General features: G+C 64.7%; 16 protein-coding genes. 13 read left to right on the plus strand and 3 right to left on the minus strand.

The window, feature by feature from the left end; all coding sequences use genetic code 11:
• The first annotated feature begins 6 nt into the window (after positions 1 to 6).
• Together ACOQOU_RS02610 and ACOQOU_RS02615 are read left to right on the plus strand one after the other, a co-directional pair.
• Positions 7 to 279 (plus strand): DUF2160 domain-containing protein, encoded by a 273-nt coding sequence (locus tag ACOQOU_RS02610; protein WP_109767653.1) that lies wholly within the window; start codon positions 7 to 9, stop codon positions 277 to 279.
• Between the two features lie 58 nt (positions 280 to 337).
• On the plus strand, positions 338 to 2062 hold the full coding sequence (locus ACOQOU_RS02615; RefSeq protein WP_196780430.1) for an ABC transporter substrate-binding protein: 1725 nt from the start codon (positions 338 to 340) through the stop codon (positions 2060 to 2062).
• 83 nt (positions 2063 to 2145) lie between these two features.
• Here the strand turns inward: ACOQOU_RS02615 and pcaQ are convergent, their stop codons facing one another.
• A complete protein-coding gene (gene pcaQ, locus ACOQOU_RS02620) occupies positions 2146 to 3060 on the minus strand; it encodes a pca operon transcription factor PcaQ (protein WP_306025897.1) in 915 nt (304 codons plus the stop codon).
• Between the two features lie 88 nt (positions 3061 to 3148).
• Between pcaQ and pobA the strand changes: the two genes are divergently transcribed.
• The 5 genes from pobA to ACOQOU_RS02645 are packed head-to-tail and all read left to right on the plus strand — an operon-like array spanning position 3149 to position 6961.
• A complete protein-coding gene (gene pobA / locus ACOQOU_RS02625) occupies positions 3149 to 4318 on the plus strand; it encodes a 4-hydroxybenzoate 3-monooxygenase (protein WP_306025898.1) in 1170 nt (389 codons plus the stop codon).
• Positions 4319 to 4351: 33 nt separating this feature from the next.
• The gene (gene pcaC, locus ACOQOU_RS02630) at positions 4352 to 4756 is read left to right on the plus strand and encodes a 4-carboxymuconolactone decarboxylase (RefSeq protein WP_109767656.1); all 405 of its coding nucleotides are present in this window, start codon (positions 4352 to 4354) and stop codon (positions 4754 to 4756) included.
• On the plus strand, positions 4753 to 5493 hold the full coding sequence (pcaH, locus tag ACOQOU_RS02635) for a protocatechuate 3,4-dioxygenase subunit beta (protein ID WP_306025899.1): 741 nt from the start codon (positions 4753 to 4755) through the stop codon (positions 5491 to 5493). Before pcaC ends, pcaH begins: the two co-directional genes overlap by 4 nt.
• Before the next feature lies 1 nt (position 5494).
• On the plus strand, positions 5495 to 6112 hold the full coding sequence (gene pcaG / locus ACOQOU_RS02640; protein WP_306025900.1) for a protocatechuate 3,4-dioxygenase subunit alpha: 618 nt from the start codon (positions 5495 to 5497) through the stop codon (positions 6110 to 6112).
• A 6-nt stretch (positions 6113 to 6118) separates the two neighbouring features.
• Positions 6119 to 6961 carry a 3-keto-5-aminohexanoate cleavage protein gene (locus ACOQOU_RS02645; protein ID WP_306025901.1) on the plus strand — a complete coding sequence of 281 codons (843 nt, stop codon included), beginning with the start codon at positions 6119 to 6121 and terminating at the stop codon, positions 6959 to 6961.
• Here ACOQOU_RS02645 and ACOQOU_RS02650 read toward each other — a convergent pair whose 3' ends face one another.
• Positions 6962 to 8026, minus strand: a complete 1065-nt coding sequence (locus tag ACOQOU_RS02650) for a 3-carboxy-cis,cis-muconate cycloisomerase (protein ID WP_306025902.1) — start codon at positions 8024 to 8026, stop codon at positions 6962 to 6964.
• Positions 8027 to 8177: 151 nt separating this feature from the next.
• Between ACOQOU_RS02650 and paaG the strand changes: the two genes are divergently transcribed.
• Genes paaG through ACOQOU_RS02680 form a run of 6 tightly spaced genes read left to right on the plus strand, consistent with a single transcriptional unit; the run spans position 8178 to position 12049 of the window.
• On the plus strand, positions 8178 to 8972 hold the full coding sequence (gene paaG, locus ACOQOU_RS02655; RefSeq protein WP_109767660.1) for a 2-(1,2-epoxy-1,2-dihydrophenyl)acetyl-CoA isomerase PaaG: 795 nt from the start codon (positions 8178 to 8180) through the stop codon (positions 8970 to 8972).
• Positions 8969 to 9400, plus strand: a complete 432-nt coding sequence (gene paaI, locus ACOQOU_RS02660) for a hydroxyphenylacetyl-CoA thioesterase PaaI (protein WP_306025903.1) — start codon at positions 8969 to 8971, stop codon at positions 9398 to 9400. Before paaG ends, paaI begins: the two co-directional genes overlap by 4 nt.
• A gap of 8 nt (positions 9401 to 9408) precedes the next feature.
• Entirely contained in the window at positions 9409 to 10719 is a 1311-nt protein-coding gene (gene paaK, locus ACOQOU_RS02665; RefSeq protein ID WP_306025904.1) for a phenylacetate--CoA ligase PaaK, read from the plus strand.
• A 13-nt stretch (positions 10720 to 10732) separates the two neighbouring features.
• Positions 10733 to 11335 carry a TetR/AcrR family transcriptional regulator gene (locus tag ACOQOU_RS02670; RefSeq protein WP_306025905.1) on the plus strand — a complete coding sequence of 201 codons (603 nt, stop codon included), beginning with the start codon at positions 10733 to 10735 and terminating at the stop codon, positions 11333 to 11335.
• 58 nt (positions 11336 to 11393) lie between these two features.
• Complete coding sequence (locus ACOQOU_RS02675) at positions 11394 to 11633, plus strand: FitA-like ribbon-helix-helix domain-containing protein (RefSeq protein WP_306025906.1); 240 nt, start codon at positions 11394 to 11396, stop codon at positions 11631 to 11633.
• Positions 11630 to 12049 (plus strand): type II toxin-antitoxin system VapC family toxin, encoded by a 420-nt coding sequence (locus tag ACOQOU_RS02680; protein ID WP_306025907.1) that lies wholly within the window; start codon positions 11630 to 11632, stop codon positions 12047 to 12049. The genes ACOQOU_RS02675 and ACOQOU_RS02680 overlap by 4 nt, the downstream gene beginning before the upstream one ends.
• A 6-nt stretch (positions 12050 to 12055) precedes the next feature.
• Here the strand turns inward: ACOQOU_RS02680 and paaZ are convergent, their stop codons facing one another.
• The gene (gene paaZ / locus ACOQOU_RS02685; protein WP_306025908.1) at positions 12056 to 14128 is read right to left on the minus strand and encodes a phenylacetic acid degradation bifunctional protein PaaZ; all 2073 of its coding nucleotides are present in this window, start codon (positions 14126 to 14128) and stop codon (positions 12056 to 12058) included.
• Positions 14129 to 14152 lie beyond the last annotated feature (24 nt).

The following is a 14152-nucleotide window of genomic DNA, read 5'->3' on the forward strand; positions in this document are numbered from 1 at the left end:
GTCATCATGGACTGGATGGCATGGACGTGGCCGACCGCCCTGTTCTTCGCAACGATCGCGCTGCTGCTCATCGTCTTCACGGTGCTCGCGATCCGCTTTCCCGAAACGCCGCGCGTGGGCGTGCTGCGCATCGAGACGACGCGCGGCGACCGGCTCTTCATCACCCTTCTGGGTTCGGCCTTCATCAACCTGGCCTGGCTCGGATTGGTCAGCGGCCCCCAATGGGGTGCGCTGATCGTCTGCCTTGTCTTTGCCGCAGCGGTCTTCCGCTGGGTCTGACAGGCTTCACCGGACGTTGCAGACGCACCGTCCCCCTGCAGTTTTCTGGGAGGAAAACATGAGAAAATACCTCACGACCACAACGGCCATGGCGCTTGCGCTCGGCATGATGTCGACGGCGGCCCATGCCGACATGGAGGCAGCCCGCGCCTTCCTCGACACGGAGATCAATGGCCTGTCGGTCTTGTCCCGCGAAGAGCAGGAAGCGGAGATGCAGTGGTTCATCGACGCCGCCCAGCCGTTTGCCGGCATGGAGATCAAGGTGGTCTCGGAAACCATCACCACCCATGAATATGAAAGCCAGGTGCTGGCGCCCGCCTTCACCGCGATCACCGGCATCCAGGTCACGCACGATCTGATCGGTGAAGGCGACGTCGTCGAAAAGCTGCAGACGCAGATGCAGTCCGGCGAGAACATCTATGACGCCTACATCAACGATTCCGACCTGATCGGCACCCACTGGCGCTATCAGCAGGTGCGCAACCTGACCGACTGGATGGCCGGCGAAGGCGCAGACGTGACGCTGCCGACGCTCGACATCGACGACTTCATCGGCACCTCGTTCACAACAGGTCCCGACGGCAAACTCTACCAGCTTCCCGACCAGCAGTTCGCCAACCTTTACTGGTTCCGCTACGACTGGTTCAACGATGAGAAGAATAAGGCCGACTTCATGGCCGAATATGGCTATGAGCTGGGCGTGCCGGTCAACTGGTCGGCCTATGAGGACATCGCCGAATTCTTCACCGGCCGCGACCTGAGCCATCTGGGCGTCGAAGGCGAAGTCTATGGCAACATGGACTACGGCAAGAAGGATCCGAGCCTCGGCTGGCGCTACACCGATGCCTGGATGTCGATGGCCGGCATGGGCGATGTCGGCGAGCCGAACGGCCTGCCGGTCGACGAATGGGGCATTCGCGTCAACGAGAATTCGCAGCCTGTCGGCTCGTGCGTCGCGCGCGGCGGCGCCACCAATTCGCCGGCGGCCGTCTATGCCGTCACCAAGGCGATCGAATGGCTGCAGAAATACTCGCCGCCCGCAGCCGCCGGCATGACCTTCTCGGAAGCCGGCCCGATCCCGGCCCAGGGCAATGTCGCCCAGCAGATGTTCTGGTACACGGCCTTCACCGCCGCCACGGTCGAGCCCGGCCTGCCGGTGATGAACGAGGACGGCACGCCGAAATGGCGCATGGCGCCCTCCCCGCACGGCGTCTACTGGAAGGAAGGCCAGAAGATCGGCTATCAGGACGCCGGGTCCTGGACGCTGATGCAGTCGACGCCGGTCGACCGCGCCAAGGCGGCTTGGCTTTATGCGCAGTTCGTCGTCTCCAAGACGGTCGATCTGAGAAAGGCCGATGTGGGTCTGACCTTCATCCGCGAGTCGACGATCGACTCCGATCACTTCACCGAGCGCGCGCCGCGTCTTGGCGGCCTGATCGAGTTCTACCGTTCGCCGGCCCGCATCGCCTGGTCGCCGACCGGCACCAACGTGCCCGACTATCCGCGTCTGGCGCAGTTGTGGTGGCAGAACATCGGCGACGCCATGTCCGGTGCGAAGACGCCGCAGGAAGCGCTCGACGCACTGTGCGCCGATCAGGAGAGCGTGCTTGAGCGCCTCGAACGGGCCGGCGTCCAGGGCGATCTCGGCCCGGTGATGAACGAGCCGCGCGATCCGGCCGAGTGGCTGGCCGAGCCCGGCGCACCGTTCCCCAAGCTCGAGAACGAGGATGAGGAGCCGATCACCATCAGCTATGACGAGTTGGTCGCCTCCTGGGGCAACTGAACCGACGACGCGGAGCCGCAAGGCTCCGCATCACCCATCAGACCGCGCCCGGCATCGCTCGGCGCGGTCTCCTTTTTTGCCGTTCAGGTCCGCGTCTCCAGCACTTGGCCGATCGCGCGCGAGAAGAGACGCACCAGAACCGGACTCTGCTCGTCGGCCCGCACCATGATGCCGACGGGGCCGGATGTCATCTGCGTGTCGACTTCCAGGCTGATCAGCCGGCCGGCTTCAAGGTCCTGCGCCACGACGCCGGCGGAGATGATCCAGACCGCGTCGGACGACAGAACGAGGCTGCGGCCGAACGATCCGGACACCGACTCGATCGCACGCGGCGGATCGCTGACCCCGCCGGCGATCATCAGCCGGTCGACCAGCGGGCGGATTGCCGAATTGGGCGCGGGATAGATGACCGGATAGTCGGCGACGGCGGCCAGGTCGGACGAGCCGGCCAGCGGATGGCCGGGCCGCGCCGCCAACACCACATGTTCGAGATAGAGCTGGGTGAACGACAGGCCGGCCATCGTCTCCGGCGGCCCCAGCCGGCCGGCAACCAGATCCAGTTCGCCGGCCTTGAGGCGATTGACGAGAAACTCGTGCGGCCCCTCCTCCACCATCACCGCCGTGCCTGGCGAAAGAACGGCGAACGCCTGGACCGCATCGGGCAGCAGCCGCGCCGCAACGCTGGGCAGCGCGCCGATCCGCACCCGCCCGGCGTCGCCCGACCGCAACCGGCTCAGGCGATTGACCCCCTGCTGAATCGCGTCGAGCCCCATCTGCGCGAACTGCAGGAAGATCGCACCTTCAGGCGTCAGTGCCACACCGCCGCGATCGCGGACCAACAGCGTCGCCTCGACCATTTGTTCGAGTTCGGCCAGTGTGCGCGAGATGGCCGGCTGGGTGACGTGCAAGGCGGACGCCGCCTTCTTGAAACTGCCAAGCCTGGCGATCTCGCAAAACGTCTTGAGATGCCGAAGCTTGATGCGTTTCTCCAAATTCATACCGTTTCCGTTATTCAAAAAGCTCCAAATATGATTTTACATACCGATTTTGTGCAAACAAGATGGTGGTTCACCAAACGAGGCACCCATGCGCACACAGGTTTGCATCATCGGCGGCGGCCCTTCGGGCCTGTTGCTGTCGCAGCTTCTTCACACGCGCGGCATCGATTCCATCGTGCTGGAGCGCCAGACGCGCGACTATGTCCTTGGGCGCATACGCGCTGGCGTTCTGGAGGAAGGGCTGCTGCGGCTGCTCGAGGAGGCCGGTGTCGGCCGCCGGATGCGCAAGGAAGGCTTCGAGCATGCCGGCACGCTGATCTCCTACGGCGAGGAGATGTTCCGTATCGATTTTGTCGAGCACACCGGAACGCCCGTCATGGTCTACGGGCAGACAGAGGTCACGCGCGATCTCTATGATGCCCGCGAGGCAAGCGGCGGCGCAGTCGAGTTCAATGTCGGCAATGTCGCCATCCACGATGCCGACCGCGACAACCCCCATGTCACCTACACGGTCGAGGGCATGGAGCGGCGCATCGATTGCGATTTCATCGCCGGATGTGACGGTTTTCACGGCGTCAGCCGCAGATCGATCCCCGAAGAAGCCCGGCGTGAATATGAAAAGGTCTACCCGTTCGGCTGGCTCGGCATCCTGTCGGAGACCCCGCCGGTCAACCACGAGCTGATCTACGCCAACTCCGAACGCGGCTTTGCGCTGTGCTCGATGCGCAACGAGAACCTGTCGCGCTATTATGTGCAGTGTTCGGCGCACGACAAGGTCGAGAACTGGTCGGACGACGAATTCTGGACCGAGCTCAAGCGCCGCATCCCGAGCCATGTCGCCGAGGGGCTGGTCACCGGCCCTTCGATCGAAAAGTCGATTGCGCCGCTGCGCTCGTTCGTCACCGAGCCGATGCGCTGGGGCCGGCTGTTCCTGTGCGGCGATGCCGCCCACATCGTGCCGCCGACCGGCGCCAAGGGGCTCAACACGGCCGCCTCGGACGTCCATTACCTGTTCAGGGGGCTGACGCAGTTCTACGAGTTGAATGATGAAGAGGGGCTCGACAGATATTCGAACCGAGCGCTGGCACGCATCTGGAAGGCCGAGCGCTTCTCCTGGTGGTTTTCGTCGCTCATGCACCGATTTCCCGACCAGTCCGAGTTCGACCACAAGATGCAGGTCGCCGAACTGGAATTCCTGCGCGACAGCAAGGCGGCGCAAAAGGCGATGGCCGAGAACTATGTCGGCCTGCCCTATTGATGGGTGTGCAACGATGACGATGGGAGCCCGATGATGAGCGACCGCATGGACACGGACCGCCTGCAGAACGGCATGAAGATGCGCCGACGCGTCTTGGGCGACGATCATGTCGACCGCGCCGAAGCCGAAAAGACCGAGTTCGACGCGCCCTTCCAGACCATGATCACCGAGACCGCCTGGGGCAATCTGTGGGCGCGCGACACGATCTCGCTGCGCGAGCGGTCCATCCTGACGCTGGCCTTGCTCGCCGCGACCGGCAATTTCGACGAGATCGCCATGCATGTGCGCGCCTGCAAGCGCACCGGCGCCAGCAAGGCCGATGTCATGGAAGCCTTCATGCATGTTGCGGTCTATGCAGGCGTGCCGCGCGCCAACCGCGCGATCAAGATCGCCAAGGAGACCTATCGCGCGATGGAACAGGAGGAGACGGTGACATGAAAAACACGCCCGAACCGCATGCGGGCTACGCCGCGCGCGACCGCGCATGGCATCCGCCGGCGCTCCATCCGCCCTACAAGACCTCGGTCATGCGCGCGCCTTCCGCCCCGCTCCTGTCGCTGCCCACATCGCTTGGCGAGGAGACCGGCCCCGTATTCGGCCACGCCATGCTGGGCGACATGGACCATGACCTGGTGCACAATTTTGCCGAGCCCGGCGAGAGCGCCATCGGCCCGCGCATCATCGTCCATGGGCGCGTCACCGACGAGATGGGGCGTCCCGTCCCGAACGCATTGCTGGAAGTCTGGCAGGCCAATGCCGGCGGCCGCTACCGCCACAAGAAGGAAAGCTATCTGGCGCCGCTCGATCCCAATTTCGGCGGCTGCGGCCGCGTGCTGACCGACGAACAGGGTTTTTACGAGTTTCGCACCATCCAGCCCGGCGCCTACCCATGGCCCAATGGCGGCAACGATTGGCGGCCGGCCCACATTCACTTTTCGCTCTTTGGCACGGCCTTTGCCCAGCGCCTGATCACCCAGATGTATTTCGAAGGCGACCCGTTGATCCCGCATTGCCCGATCATCGGCGCCATACCGCACAAAGACGCCGTCGAAAGCCTGATCGCCGAACTCGACATGGCCCGCACCGTGCCGATGGACGCCCGCGCCTGGCGTTTCGACATCGTCCTGCGGGGCAAGCGGCAGACCCTGTTCGAGAACCGGCTGGAGGGCCTTTGAGATGACCCGGCGCTATCCGACCCTTAAGGAAACCCCCTCGCAAACCGCAGGCCCCTACGTCCATATCGGCATGAACCCCAACGTCACCGGCATCCATGGCGTCTACGAGACCGATCTCGGCACGACGATGAAGACCGGCAATGTGCGCGGGGAGGAAATCACTGTCACCGGCACCGTCACCGATGGCATGGGCGGCGTGCTCAAGGACGCGGTCCTCGAGATCTGGCAGGCCGACGCGGACGGGCTCTTCAACGCGCCGGGCGAAACCCGTGGCGTGGCGGACCCCGAATTCACCGGCTGGGGCCGCGCCGCCGCGGATTTGCAGACCGGCGAATACCGCTTCGACACCGTCAAGCCCGGCCGCGTGCCATGGCGCGACGGGCGCCTGCAGGCACCGCACATTTCGATGTGGATCGTCGCGCGCGGCATCAATATCGGCTTGCACACGCGGCTTTATTTCGACGACGAGGCCGAGGCCAACTCCGAGGACCCCGTGCTGACCCGGATCGAGCACCAGCACCGCGTTCCGACGCTCCTTGCGGCCAGGACGGCAGACGGCCTATACCGCTTCGACGTTCGGCTCCAGGGCGAGAACGAGACGATTTTCTTCGATATGTGACGGTTCATGACCGAGACGACAAAGCCTTGCATCATCTGCGTCGCCATCACCGGCTCGGTGCCGACGAAAGCCAACAATCCGGCGCTTCCCGTCACGATCGACGAGCAACTCGAATCGACCCACGAAGCCTTCGAGGCGGGCGCATCGATCGTCCACGCCCATGTCCGCAACGCCGACGAGACGCCGACCTCCGATTCCGAAAAGTTCGCGCGGCTGAAGGAAGGGCTGGAAAAGCACTGCCCCGGCATGGTGATCCAGTTTTCCACCGGCGGTCGCTCGGGTGCTGGCACCGAGCGCGGCGGCATGCTGCCGCTGCGGCCGGACATGGCGTCCCTTTCGGTCGGCTCGAACAACTTTCCGACCCGCGTCTACGAAAACCCGCCCGATCTGGTCGACTGGCTCGCCGCGGAAATGCGCAAATACGCCGTCAAGCCCGAGATCGAGGCGTTCGATGCCTCGCATATCTTCCAGGCGGTCGCCATGTGGCGCGACGGCCGCATCCCCGACACGCCCTACATCCAGTTCGTCATGGGCGTCAAAAACGCCATGCCGGTCGACAAGCCGGTGTTCGACTTCTACGTCGAGACGGTCAAGCGCCTCGTTCCCGACGCCGAATGGTGTGCCGCAGGCATCGGCCCCGGCCAGATCACCGTCAATGAATGGTCGGTGGCGGCCGGCGGACATGCCCGCACGGGCCTTGAGGACAATGTGCGCCTCAACAAGGACACGCTGGCGCCATCGAACGCCGCGCTTGTCAGCCGCGTCGTCGAGATCTGCGAGCGCCACGAACGCCCCGTCGCCACATGGCAGCAGGCCCGCCAGATGCTCGGCCTGCGCCAGGCGGCCTGATCAGACGGCGGCACCGATCCGCGTCACCAACCGCAGCAGTTCATCGGCATCGGTCAGCGCCCGTCCGGTGGCCTCGACCATCGGCGGCAGGATCATCCATTCCAGCATCCAGGCGCTGCCGGAACGCTCCTGTTCATGCACCATCGCCTGATGCAACCCGCCGATCTGGACGGCGTTGTAGCGCGCAAGCGTCACCAGCTTTTCGGCAACCACGGGATTATGCTTGTGCGGCATGGCCGAGCTTGTGCCGCCGGACGACAGTTCGATCTCGTCGATTCCCTGCTGGGCCATGAGAGCCACATCCTGGCCGATCTTGCCCACCGCACCGGTGACCATGGACAGCCAGTTGCCGAAGGCGACAAAGGCGCTGCGATCCGTGTGCCAGGGCCGGGCCGGCAGGCGCAGCCCGAGTTCGGCGGCCATCGCGCCGGCGACCGCGGGTCCGGCTTCGCCGAGCGTTTCGGGGCCCAGCCCGACCGGTCCGCCGAACTGCAACTGCGCAGCATCGTCGCGCACACGCGCGAGCCGGTCGAGACTGCCGGTGACCGGCGTCGACCATGCCGACAGGCGGTCGCAGACACCGATCGGCAAAGCCGCCTGCATGCGCGTCCGGCCGGTCAATCGATGACTGCCGTACCGCGCATCCAGATCCCTCAGCGCGGACAGCACCGCTTCGATCCGCCCGGCAAGCAGCGTGCCTGCGTCGCGCAGCGCCATGGCGGTCGCCGTGTCGATCAGATCCTGGCTGGTCGCACCGGCATGGATCGCCCCGGCGGCATCGCCAGCGGCTGCTTTCAGTTGCCGCACATAGGCGGGAACCGGAACGCCGTCGGTTTCCATCGCCCGGCGGATCGCATTGGCGTCGGGTTCGAATGATTGCATCGCCGCGATGGCCGTGTCGGCCATGCCCGCATCGACCAGACCATGGGCGCCAAGCGCCCGCGTCAGTGCCATCTCGAATGCGCCGAAGCGCTCGAGTAACGCCTTTTCCGAAAACAGCGCCGCCAACGCGTCGTCGCCGAAAAGCGATGTATGCCAGACAGATGCGGTCGCTGCTTGAATCATGATGGGAATATCCGCGCGCTTGACTTCAAGGGCAAGCCCCGCCGCCAGCCGATCCCGGAAATTCATCGACCGAATTCATTGACTGACCGGTCGGTTTATGGTTTTGTCGGCCTTGGATTGGCGTTCCGACCGGGCGCAAGGGAGGGATCATATGGCGCAGGACGCCACCGTGCTCTGCGAGCTTGATGACAGCGTTTTGCGCGTCACGCTCAACCGGCCCGACAAGCTCAATTCGTTCAACGAGGACATGCATCGCGCCTTCCGCGCGGCGATCCAGCGCGCCCATGACGAGGACGAAGTGCGCTGCGTTCTGATGACCGGCGCCGGCCGCGCCTTTTGCGCCGGTCAGGATCTGGGCGATCGCGACCCGCGCACGATGGACGGCCCACCCGATCTCGGCCATACGCTCGAAACCTTCTACAACCCGACACTGCGGCTGATCCGGTCGCTTGAGAAGCCGATTGTCGTCGCAGTCAATGGCGTGGCCGCTGGAGCGGGCGCCAACATCGCGCTTGCCTGCGACGTCGTGCTTGCCGGCAAATCCGCCAAATTCATCCAGGCCTTCGCCAAGATCGGCCTGACGCCGGACGCGGGCGGCAGCTTCATGCTGACGCGGCTTCTAGGCGAAGCGCGCGCCAAGGGGCTGGCGCTGACCGGCGAACCGCTGCCCGCCGAGAAAGCCGCCGACTGGGGCCTGATCTGGAAGGCGGTCGATGACGACGCGCTGATGGACGAGACGAACGCCCTCGCCCGCCAGTTCGCCGCCGGCCCGACACGGGGCCTCGGCCTGACGAAACAGTCGATCCAGGCGGCGAGCACGAACAGCTTCGATGCCCAACTCGACCATGAGCGCGACACGCAGCGCGTTGCCGGCCGCACGGCCGACTATGCCGAGGGCGTCACCGCCTTTCTCGACAAGCGCAAACCAGACTTTCGGGGGCAATGATGACGCCGGATGAACTCGCCCGCGCCTGCGCCGACGCCATGTGGGCTGACGACAATGCCAGCCGGCATCTGGGCATGGAGATCGAGCACGTCGCGCCCGGCCAGGCGACCGTTGCGATGACCATCACCCCGCAAATGGTCAATGGCCACGGCACCTGCCATGGCGGCTACATCTTCACCCTCGCCGACAGCGCGTTCGCGTTTGCCTGCAACGGATACAATCAGCGCACGGTCGCCCAGCACACTTCGCTCACCTTCATCCGCCCCGGCAAGCAAGGCGACCGGCTGACCGCCACCGGCCGCGAGGTATCGCGCACCGGCCGGTCGGGGATTTACGACATTTCCGTCACCAACCAGGACGGCGACGTGATCGGCGAATTCCGCGGCCATTCGCGCACCGTTCCCGGCACAATTCTGGAAGATATCTGAGACAGACCATGGAAGACCTTTCCCCCAAGCCCGGCGATCTCGAGCCGATCGAAACCACATCGCGCGACGAGATAGCTGCGCTTCAGTTCGAGCGCATGAAATGGTCGCTGCGCCATGCCTATGAGAACGCACCGTTCTACCGCAAGCGCTTCGACGAAGCGGGCGTCCACCCGGACGATCTGGTATCGCTGGCCGATCTGGCGAAGTTCCCCTTCACCACCAAGGCGGATTTGCGCGACAATTACCCGTTCGGCATGTTTGCCGTGCCGCGCGAGAAGATCGTGCGCCTGCACGCATCCTCGGGCACGACGGGCAAGCCGACCGTCGTCGGCTACACCGAAAAGGACATCTCCACATGGGCCGACATGGTTGCGCGCTCGATCCGCGCATCCGGCGGGCGGCCGGGCGATCCGGTGCATGTGGCCTATGGCTATGGCCTGTTCACCGGCGGGTTGGGCGCCCATTATGGCGCGGAGCGGCTCGGCTGCACCGTCATTCCCGTCTCGGGCGGCATGACCGAGCGGCAAGTGATGCTGATCGAGGATTTCAAGCCCCGCGTGATCATGGTCACGCCCTCCTACATGCTGTCGATCCTCGACGAGTTCCGCCGCCAGGGCAAAGATCCGCGCGCCTCGTCGCTCGCGGTCGGCATTTTCGGTGCCGAGCCATGGACGAACGCCATGCGCGGCGAGATCGAACAGGCCTTCGATATGCACGCGGTCGACATTTACGGCCTGTCGGAAGTGATGGGCCCCGGCGTTGCCAATGAGTGCGTCGAGACCAAGGACGGGCTGCACATCTGGGAAGACCATTTCTATCCCGAAATCATCGACCCGGAGACCGGCCAGCCGGTGCCGGACGGCGAGATGGGCGAACTCGTCTTCACCACGCTGACCAAGGAGGGGCTGCCTATCATCCGCTACCGCACGCGCGACCTGACCCGGCTCCTGCCCGGCACGGCACGGTCGATGCGCCGGATGGACAAGATCACCGGCCGCTCCGACGACATGATCATCCTGCGCGGCGTCAACATCTTCCCGACCCAGGTCGAGGAACAGATCCTCAAATGCGCCGGCCTTGCGCCGCACTTCCAGATCGAACTGGCTCGCAAAGGCCGGATGGACACGATGACCGTGCATCTCGAGGCGCTGGAGAATGCGGCCAGTGAGGAGGCGCGCAAGGCGAGCGCCGACGAGCTTGCCCATCACATCAAATCCGTGATCGGCGTGACCGCCAAGATCAATGTCGGCGAGCCGGGTTCGGCCCCGCGCTCTGAAGGCAAGGCCAAACGCGTCGTCGACAACCGGCCCAAGGGCTAGAAAGAGAGGCCCGATGGCCCGTCCCCGCGCCGCCGATTTCGCCGAAAAGCAGGCACATATTCTCGACAGTGCCGCCGCCGTCTTTGCCGAACTGGGCATGGACAAGGCGTCCATGTCGCAGATCGCGCGCGAATGCGGTGTCTCCAAGGCCTTGCTTTATCACTATTATCCGTCCAAGGACGCGCTGATCTTTGCGATCGTCAACACACATATCAGCCATCTGGACGAGGCGGTGATTGCCGCCGACGATCCTTCGCTCGCGCCCGGCGACCGGCTCGAACGGCTGGTGCGCGCAGTGCTGGAGACCTATCGCGGCGCCGACAATGCCCACAAGGTGCAGCTCAACGCTTTCGGCGCGCTGTCGGACGCCCAGCGCGCGCAGCTGCGCGATACCGAAAAACGCATCGTCGCCCGCTTTGCCAATGTTTTGAAAGAGCTGAACCCCAGGCTCGCCGAGCCCGGCACCCATCTTCTGACGCCGGTGACGATGAGCCTCTTCGGTATGCTCAACTGGGTCTACACCTGGTTCAAGGAAGACGGCCCGGTTACCCGCGAGGACTATGCGCGCATCGCAACGCGCATCATCCTCGACGGCGTCGGCGGCGTTAAGCCATAGCGGTATTGATATCACGATATCATTTTGATATCATGGGTTTTCATGTTTGGAGGCATCCATGGCCCAGATCATAATTCGCCAATTGCCCGACGAGGTGCACCGCGCGCTCAAGGCGCAGGCGCGCGACCATGGCCGCAGTGCGGAGGCCGAAGCCCGCGCCATTCTTGCCAAAAGCCTGAATGGGGACGAGCGGCCCAAGGCCGGCGACATGATCGCCGATATCTGGTCCGGAGCGGACCTGACCGGGGTCGATATAAAGCGCAATCGCACTCCGCATGAGCCGCCCAACCTGGAATGATCCTTCTCGACACCAATGTTGTCTCGGAGGCGATGCGACCCGGCGCGAACAGGCGCGTTGTCGACTGGCTGAATGCGCAGGATTTGCGGACGCTGCACCTTTCGACAATCAGCCTCGCGGAACTCGGTTATGGCATTGCAGCCCTGCCCGACGGGCGGCGGAAAAATGAACTGAAGGCAAGGCTGGAAGCAACCGAGGACCGCGTTTTCGGCGACCGCATTCTGGCCTTCGACCGGACGGCCGCCGCTGAATTTTCCGAACGCATGGCCGCCGCGCGCAAGGCTGGCCGGGGTGTCGGCTTCGCGGACGGCCAGATCGCGGCCATAGCGGCCGCCAAAGGGATGATCGTCGCATCCCGCGACACCGCCCCATTCGAGGCCATGGATGTCGCGTTTACCGATCCATGGGCCGCCTGAGGCGCGTCACCCCTCCGCAGGCAGTGGCCATTGTTTGGCGACCATGGTCAAGACGTCATACTGCGCGACAACATCGGCGTCCTGGTTGGTCACCTGCGCGTCCCAGCGCACCTCGCCATGGTCGGCGGTGGCGCGCGGGTTGATCTCCTTGGCCGTCAGACGGACCTTGAGCTCATCGCCCGGATAGACCGGCGTCATGAAGCGCAGATTGTCGACGCCGTAATTGGCGAGCACCGGCCCCGGCGCCGGATCGACGAACAGGCCCGCCGCGAACGAGACGATCAGATAGCCATGTGCCACCCGTCCGTCGAAGAACGGGTTCGCCTTGGCCGCGTCGTCGTCCATATGCGCGTAAAACGTGTCACCGGTGAAATCGGCGAAATGCTCGATATCGGCGAGCGTCACCTCGCGCGGTTTCGTCACCACCTGATCGCCGATTTGCAGATCGGCCAGCGACTTGCGGAACGGGTGGACGGATGTGTCGCCCGCATCTGCGCCCTCCATCCAGCGACCGGTCACCGGCGCCAGAAGGCGCGGCGTGCCCTGAATGGCCGTGCGCTGCATGAAGTGCTTGACGCCGCGAATGCCGCCCAGTTCCTCGCCGCCGCCGGCGCGGCCCGGCCCGCCATGAACAAGCCCCGGCATGGGCGAACCATGGCCGGTCGACGATTTGGCGCTGTCGCGGTTGCCGATCAGGATGCGGCCATGGAACGGCGCCATGCCAATCACGACCTGCTCGGCGAAAGCCGGGTCATTGGTGAAGACTGACGCGGCCAGGGAGCCCTTGCCCTTCTGCGTCAGCGCAACCGCTTCTTCGGCATCGTCATACGGCATGACGGTCGCAACCGGCCCGAACGCTTCCACATCGTGAACGTTTTCGGCGCCGTGCGGATCGGCGCAATGCAGCAGCACCGGGTTGAGGAACGCGCCGACCGCCGCATCGCCCGAGGCGACGACCGGATTGTCCGGATCGCCGGCGACGATCTCGCCATCGGCGGCCAGATCGGCGATGCGCGCGCGCACTTCCTCGCGCTGGTCCTGACTGGCGAGCGCGCCCATCCGCGTGCCCTCGTCCGCCGGAAGGCCGACGGCGGTCTTTGAAAGCCGCGCGCGCAACGCCTCGATCACCGCATCGACCTGGCCGCGCGGCACGAAGGCGCGGCGGATGGCGGTGCATTTCTGGCCCGCCTTGGCGGTCATCTCGCGCGCCACTTCCTTGACGAACAGGTCGAACTCCGGCGTTCCCGGTTCGGCGTCGGCGCCCAGAACGCATGAGTTGAGGCTGTCGGCCTCCATCGAAAACCGCGTCGAGTTCCCGACGATTGCCTTGTGGGTGCGAAGCATCCGGCCGGTGCTGGCCGAACCGGTGAAGGTGACCACATCCTGGCCTGTCACATGATCGAGCATGTCGCCCGCCGAACCGCTGACCAGTTGCAGCGCGCCATCGGGCAGGATGCCGCTGTCGACGATCTTCCTGACCATCAGTTCGGTCAGATAAGCGGTCTGGCTGGCCGGCTTGACGATGGCCGGCATGCCTGCGAGCAGTGTCGGCGCCAGCTTCTCCAGCATCCCCCAGCAGGGAAAATTGAATGCGTTGATGTGGATGGCAATGCCTTGCAGCGGCGTCATGATGTGCTGCGCGGAGAACGAATTGTCCTTGGACAGAGGCTCGACATCGCCATCGAGCAGCACCCGCGTGTTGGGCAGTTCGCGCCGGCCCTTGGAAGAATAGACAAAAAAGGTGCCGATGCCGCCGTCGATATCGATCATCGAATCCGTCTTCGTCGCCCCGGTGCGATAGCTTTCGGCATAGAACGCATCGCGCTCGCCATTGAGCATCAGCGCGATCGATTTGAGCATCAGCGCGCGCTCGTGAAAGCTCAACGCGCGCAGCGCGGGGCCGCCCTTTTCGCGCCCGTAAGCGAGCGCGCCGGCGAAATCGAGGCCCGACGAACTGATCACCGCCACCGGTTCGCCGGTGCCCGCATCGGTCAGCAGCGCGCCATCGCCGCTGCCGGCAACCCACTGGCCCTTCACATAGCTTTCAAGCCGGCGCGTCGTCGCGGTGGCAACGTTCATCGGATGTCTCCCAATCGGTTCTTG

This window comes from Oceaniradius stylonematis (genome assembly GCF_965223445.1).
Classification (GTDB): Bacteria; Pseudomonadota; Alphaproteobacteria; order Rhizobiales; family Rhizobiaceae; genus Roseitalea; species Roseitalea stylonematis.

What these genes read in the sequence shown, in the direction of transcription:
- ACOQOU_RS02645 (WP_306025901.1), top strand. Translation starts at nt 6,119, where the DNA reads ATGACCGAGACGACAAAGCCTTGCATCATCTGCGTCGCCATCACCGGC.
- ACOQOU_RS02670 (WP_306025905.1), top strand. Translation starts at nt 10,733, where the DNA reads ATGGCCCGTCCCCGCGCCGCCGATTTCGCCGAAAAGCAGGCACATATT.
- pcaG (WP_306025900.1), top strand. Translation starts at nt 5,495, where the DNA reads ATGACCCGGCGCTATCCGACCCTTAAGGAAACCCCCTCGCAAACCGCA.
- ACOQOU_RS02675 (WP_306025906.1), top strand. Translation starts at nt 11,394, where the DNA reads ATGGCCCAGATCATAATTCGCCAATTGCCCGACGAGGTGCACCGCGCG.
- paaZ (WP_306025908.1), bottom strand. Translation starts at nt 14,128, where the DNA reads ATGAACGTTGCCACCGCGACGACGCGCCGGCTTGAAAGCTATGTGAAG.
- ACOQOU_RS02680 (WP_306025907.1), top strand. Translation starts at nt 11,630, where the DNA reads ATGATCCTTCTCGACACCAATGTTGTCTCGGAGGCGATGCGACCCGGC.
- pobA (WP_306025898.1), top strand. Translation starts at nt 3,149, where the DNA reads ATGCGCACACAGGTTTGCATCATCGGCGGCGGCCCTTCGGGCCTGTTG.
- paaI (WP_306025903.1), top strand. Translation starts at nt 8,969, where the DNA reads ATGATGACGCCGGATGAACTCGCCCGCGCCTGCGCCGACGCCATGTGG.
- ACOQOU_RS02610 (WP_109767653.1), top strand. Translation starts at nt 7, where the DNA reads ATGGACTGGATGGCATGGACGTGGCCGACCGCCCTGTTCTTCGCAACG.
- pcaQ (WP_306025897.1), bottom strand. Translation starts at nt 3,060, where the DNA reads ATGAATTTGGAGAAACGCATCAAGCTTCGGCATCTCAAGACGTTTTGC.
- pcaH (WP_306025899.1), top strand. Translation starts at nt 4,753, where the DNA reads ATGAAAAACACGCCCGAACCGCATGCGGGCTACGCCGCGCGCGACCGC.
- ACOQOU_RS02615 (WP_196780430.1), top strand. Translation starts at nt 338, where the DNA reads ATGAGAAAATACCTCACGACCACAACGGCCATGGCGCTTGCGCTCGGC.
- ACOQOU_RS02650 (WP_306025902.1), bottom strand. Translation starts at nt 8,026, where the DNA reads ATGATTCAAGCAGCGACCGCATCTGTCTGGCATACATCGCTTTTCGGC.
- paaG (WP_109767660.1), top strand. Translation starts at nt 8,178, where the DNA reads ATGGCGCAGGACGCCACCGTGCTCTGCGAGCTTGATGACAGCGTTTTG.
- paaK (WP_306025904.1), top strand. Translation starts at nt 9,409, where the DNA reads ATGGAAGACCTTTCCCCCAAGCCCGGCGATCTCGAGCCGATCGAAACC.
- pcaC (WP_109767656.1), top strand. Translation starts at nt 4,352, where the DNA reads ATGAGCGACCGCATGGACACGGACCGCCTGCAGAACGGCATGAAGATG.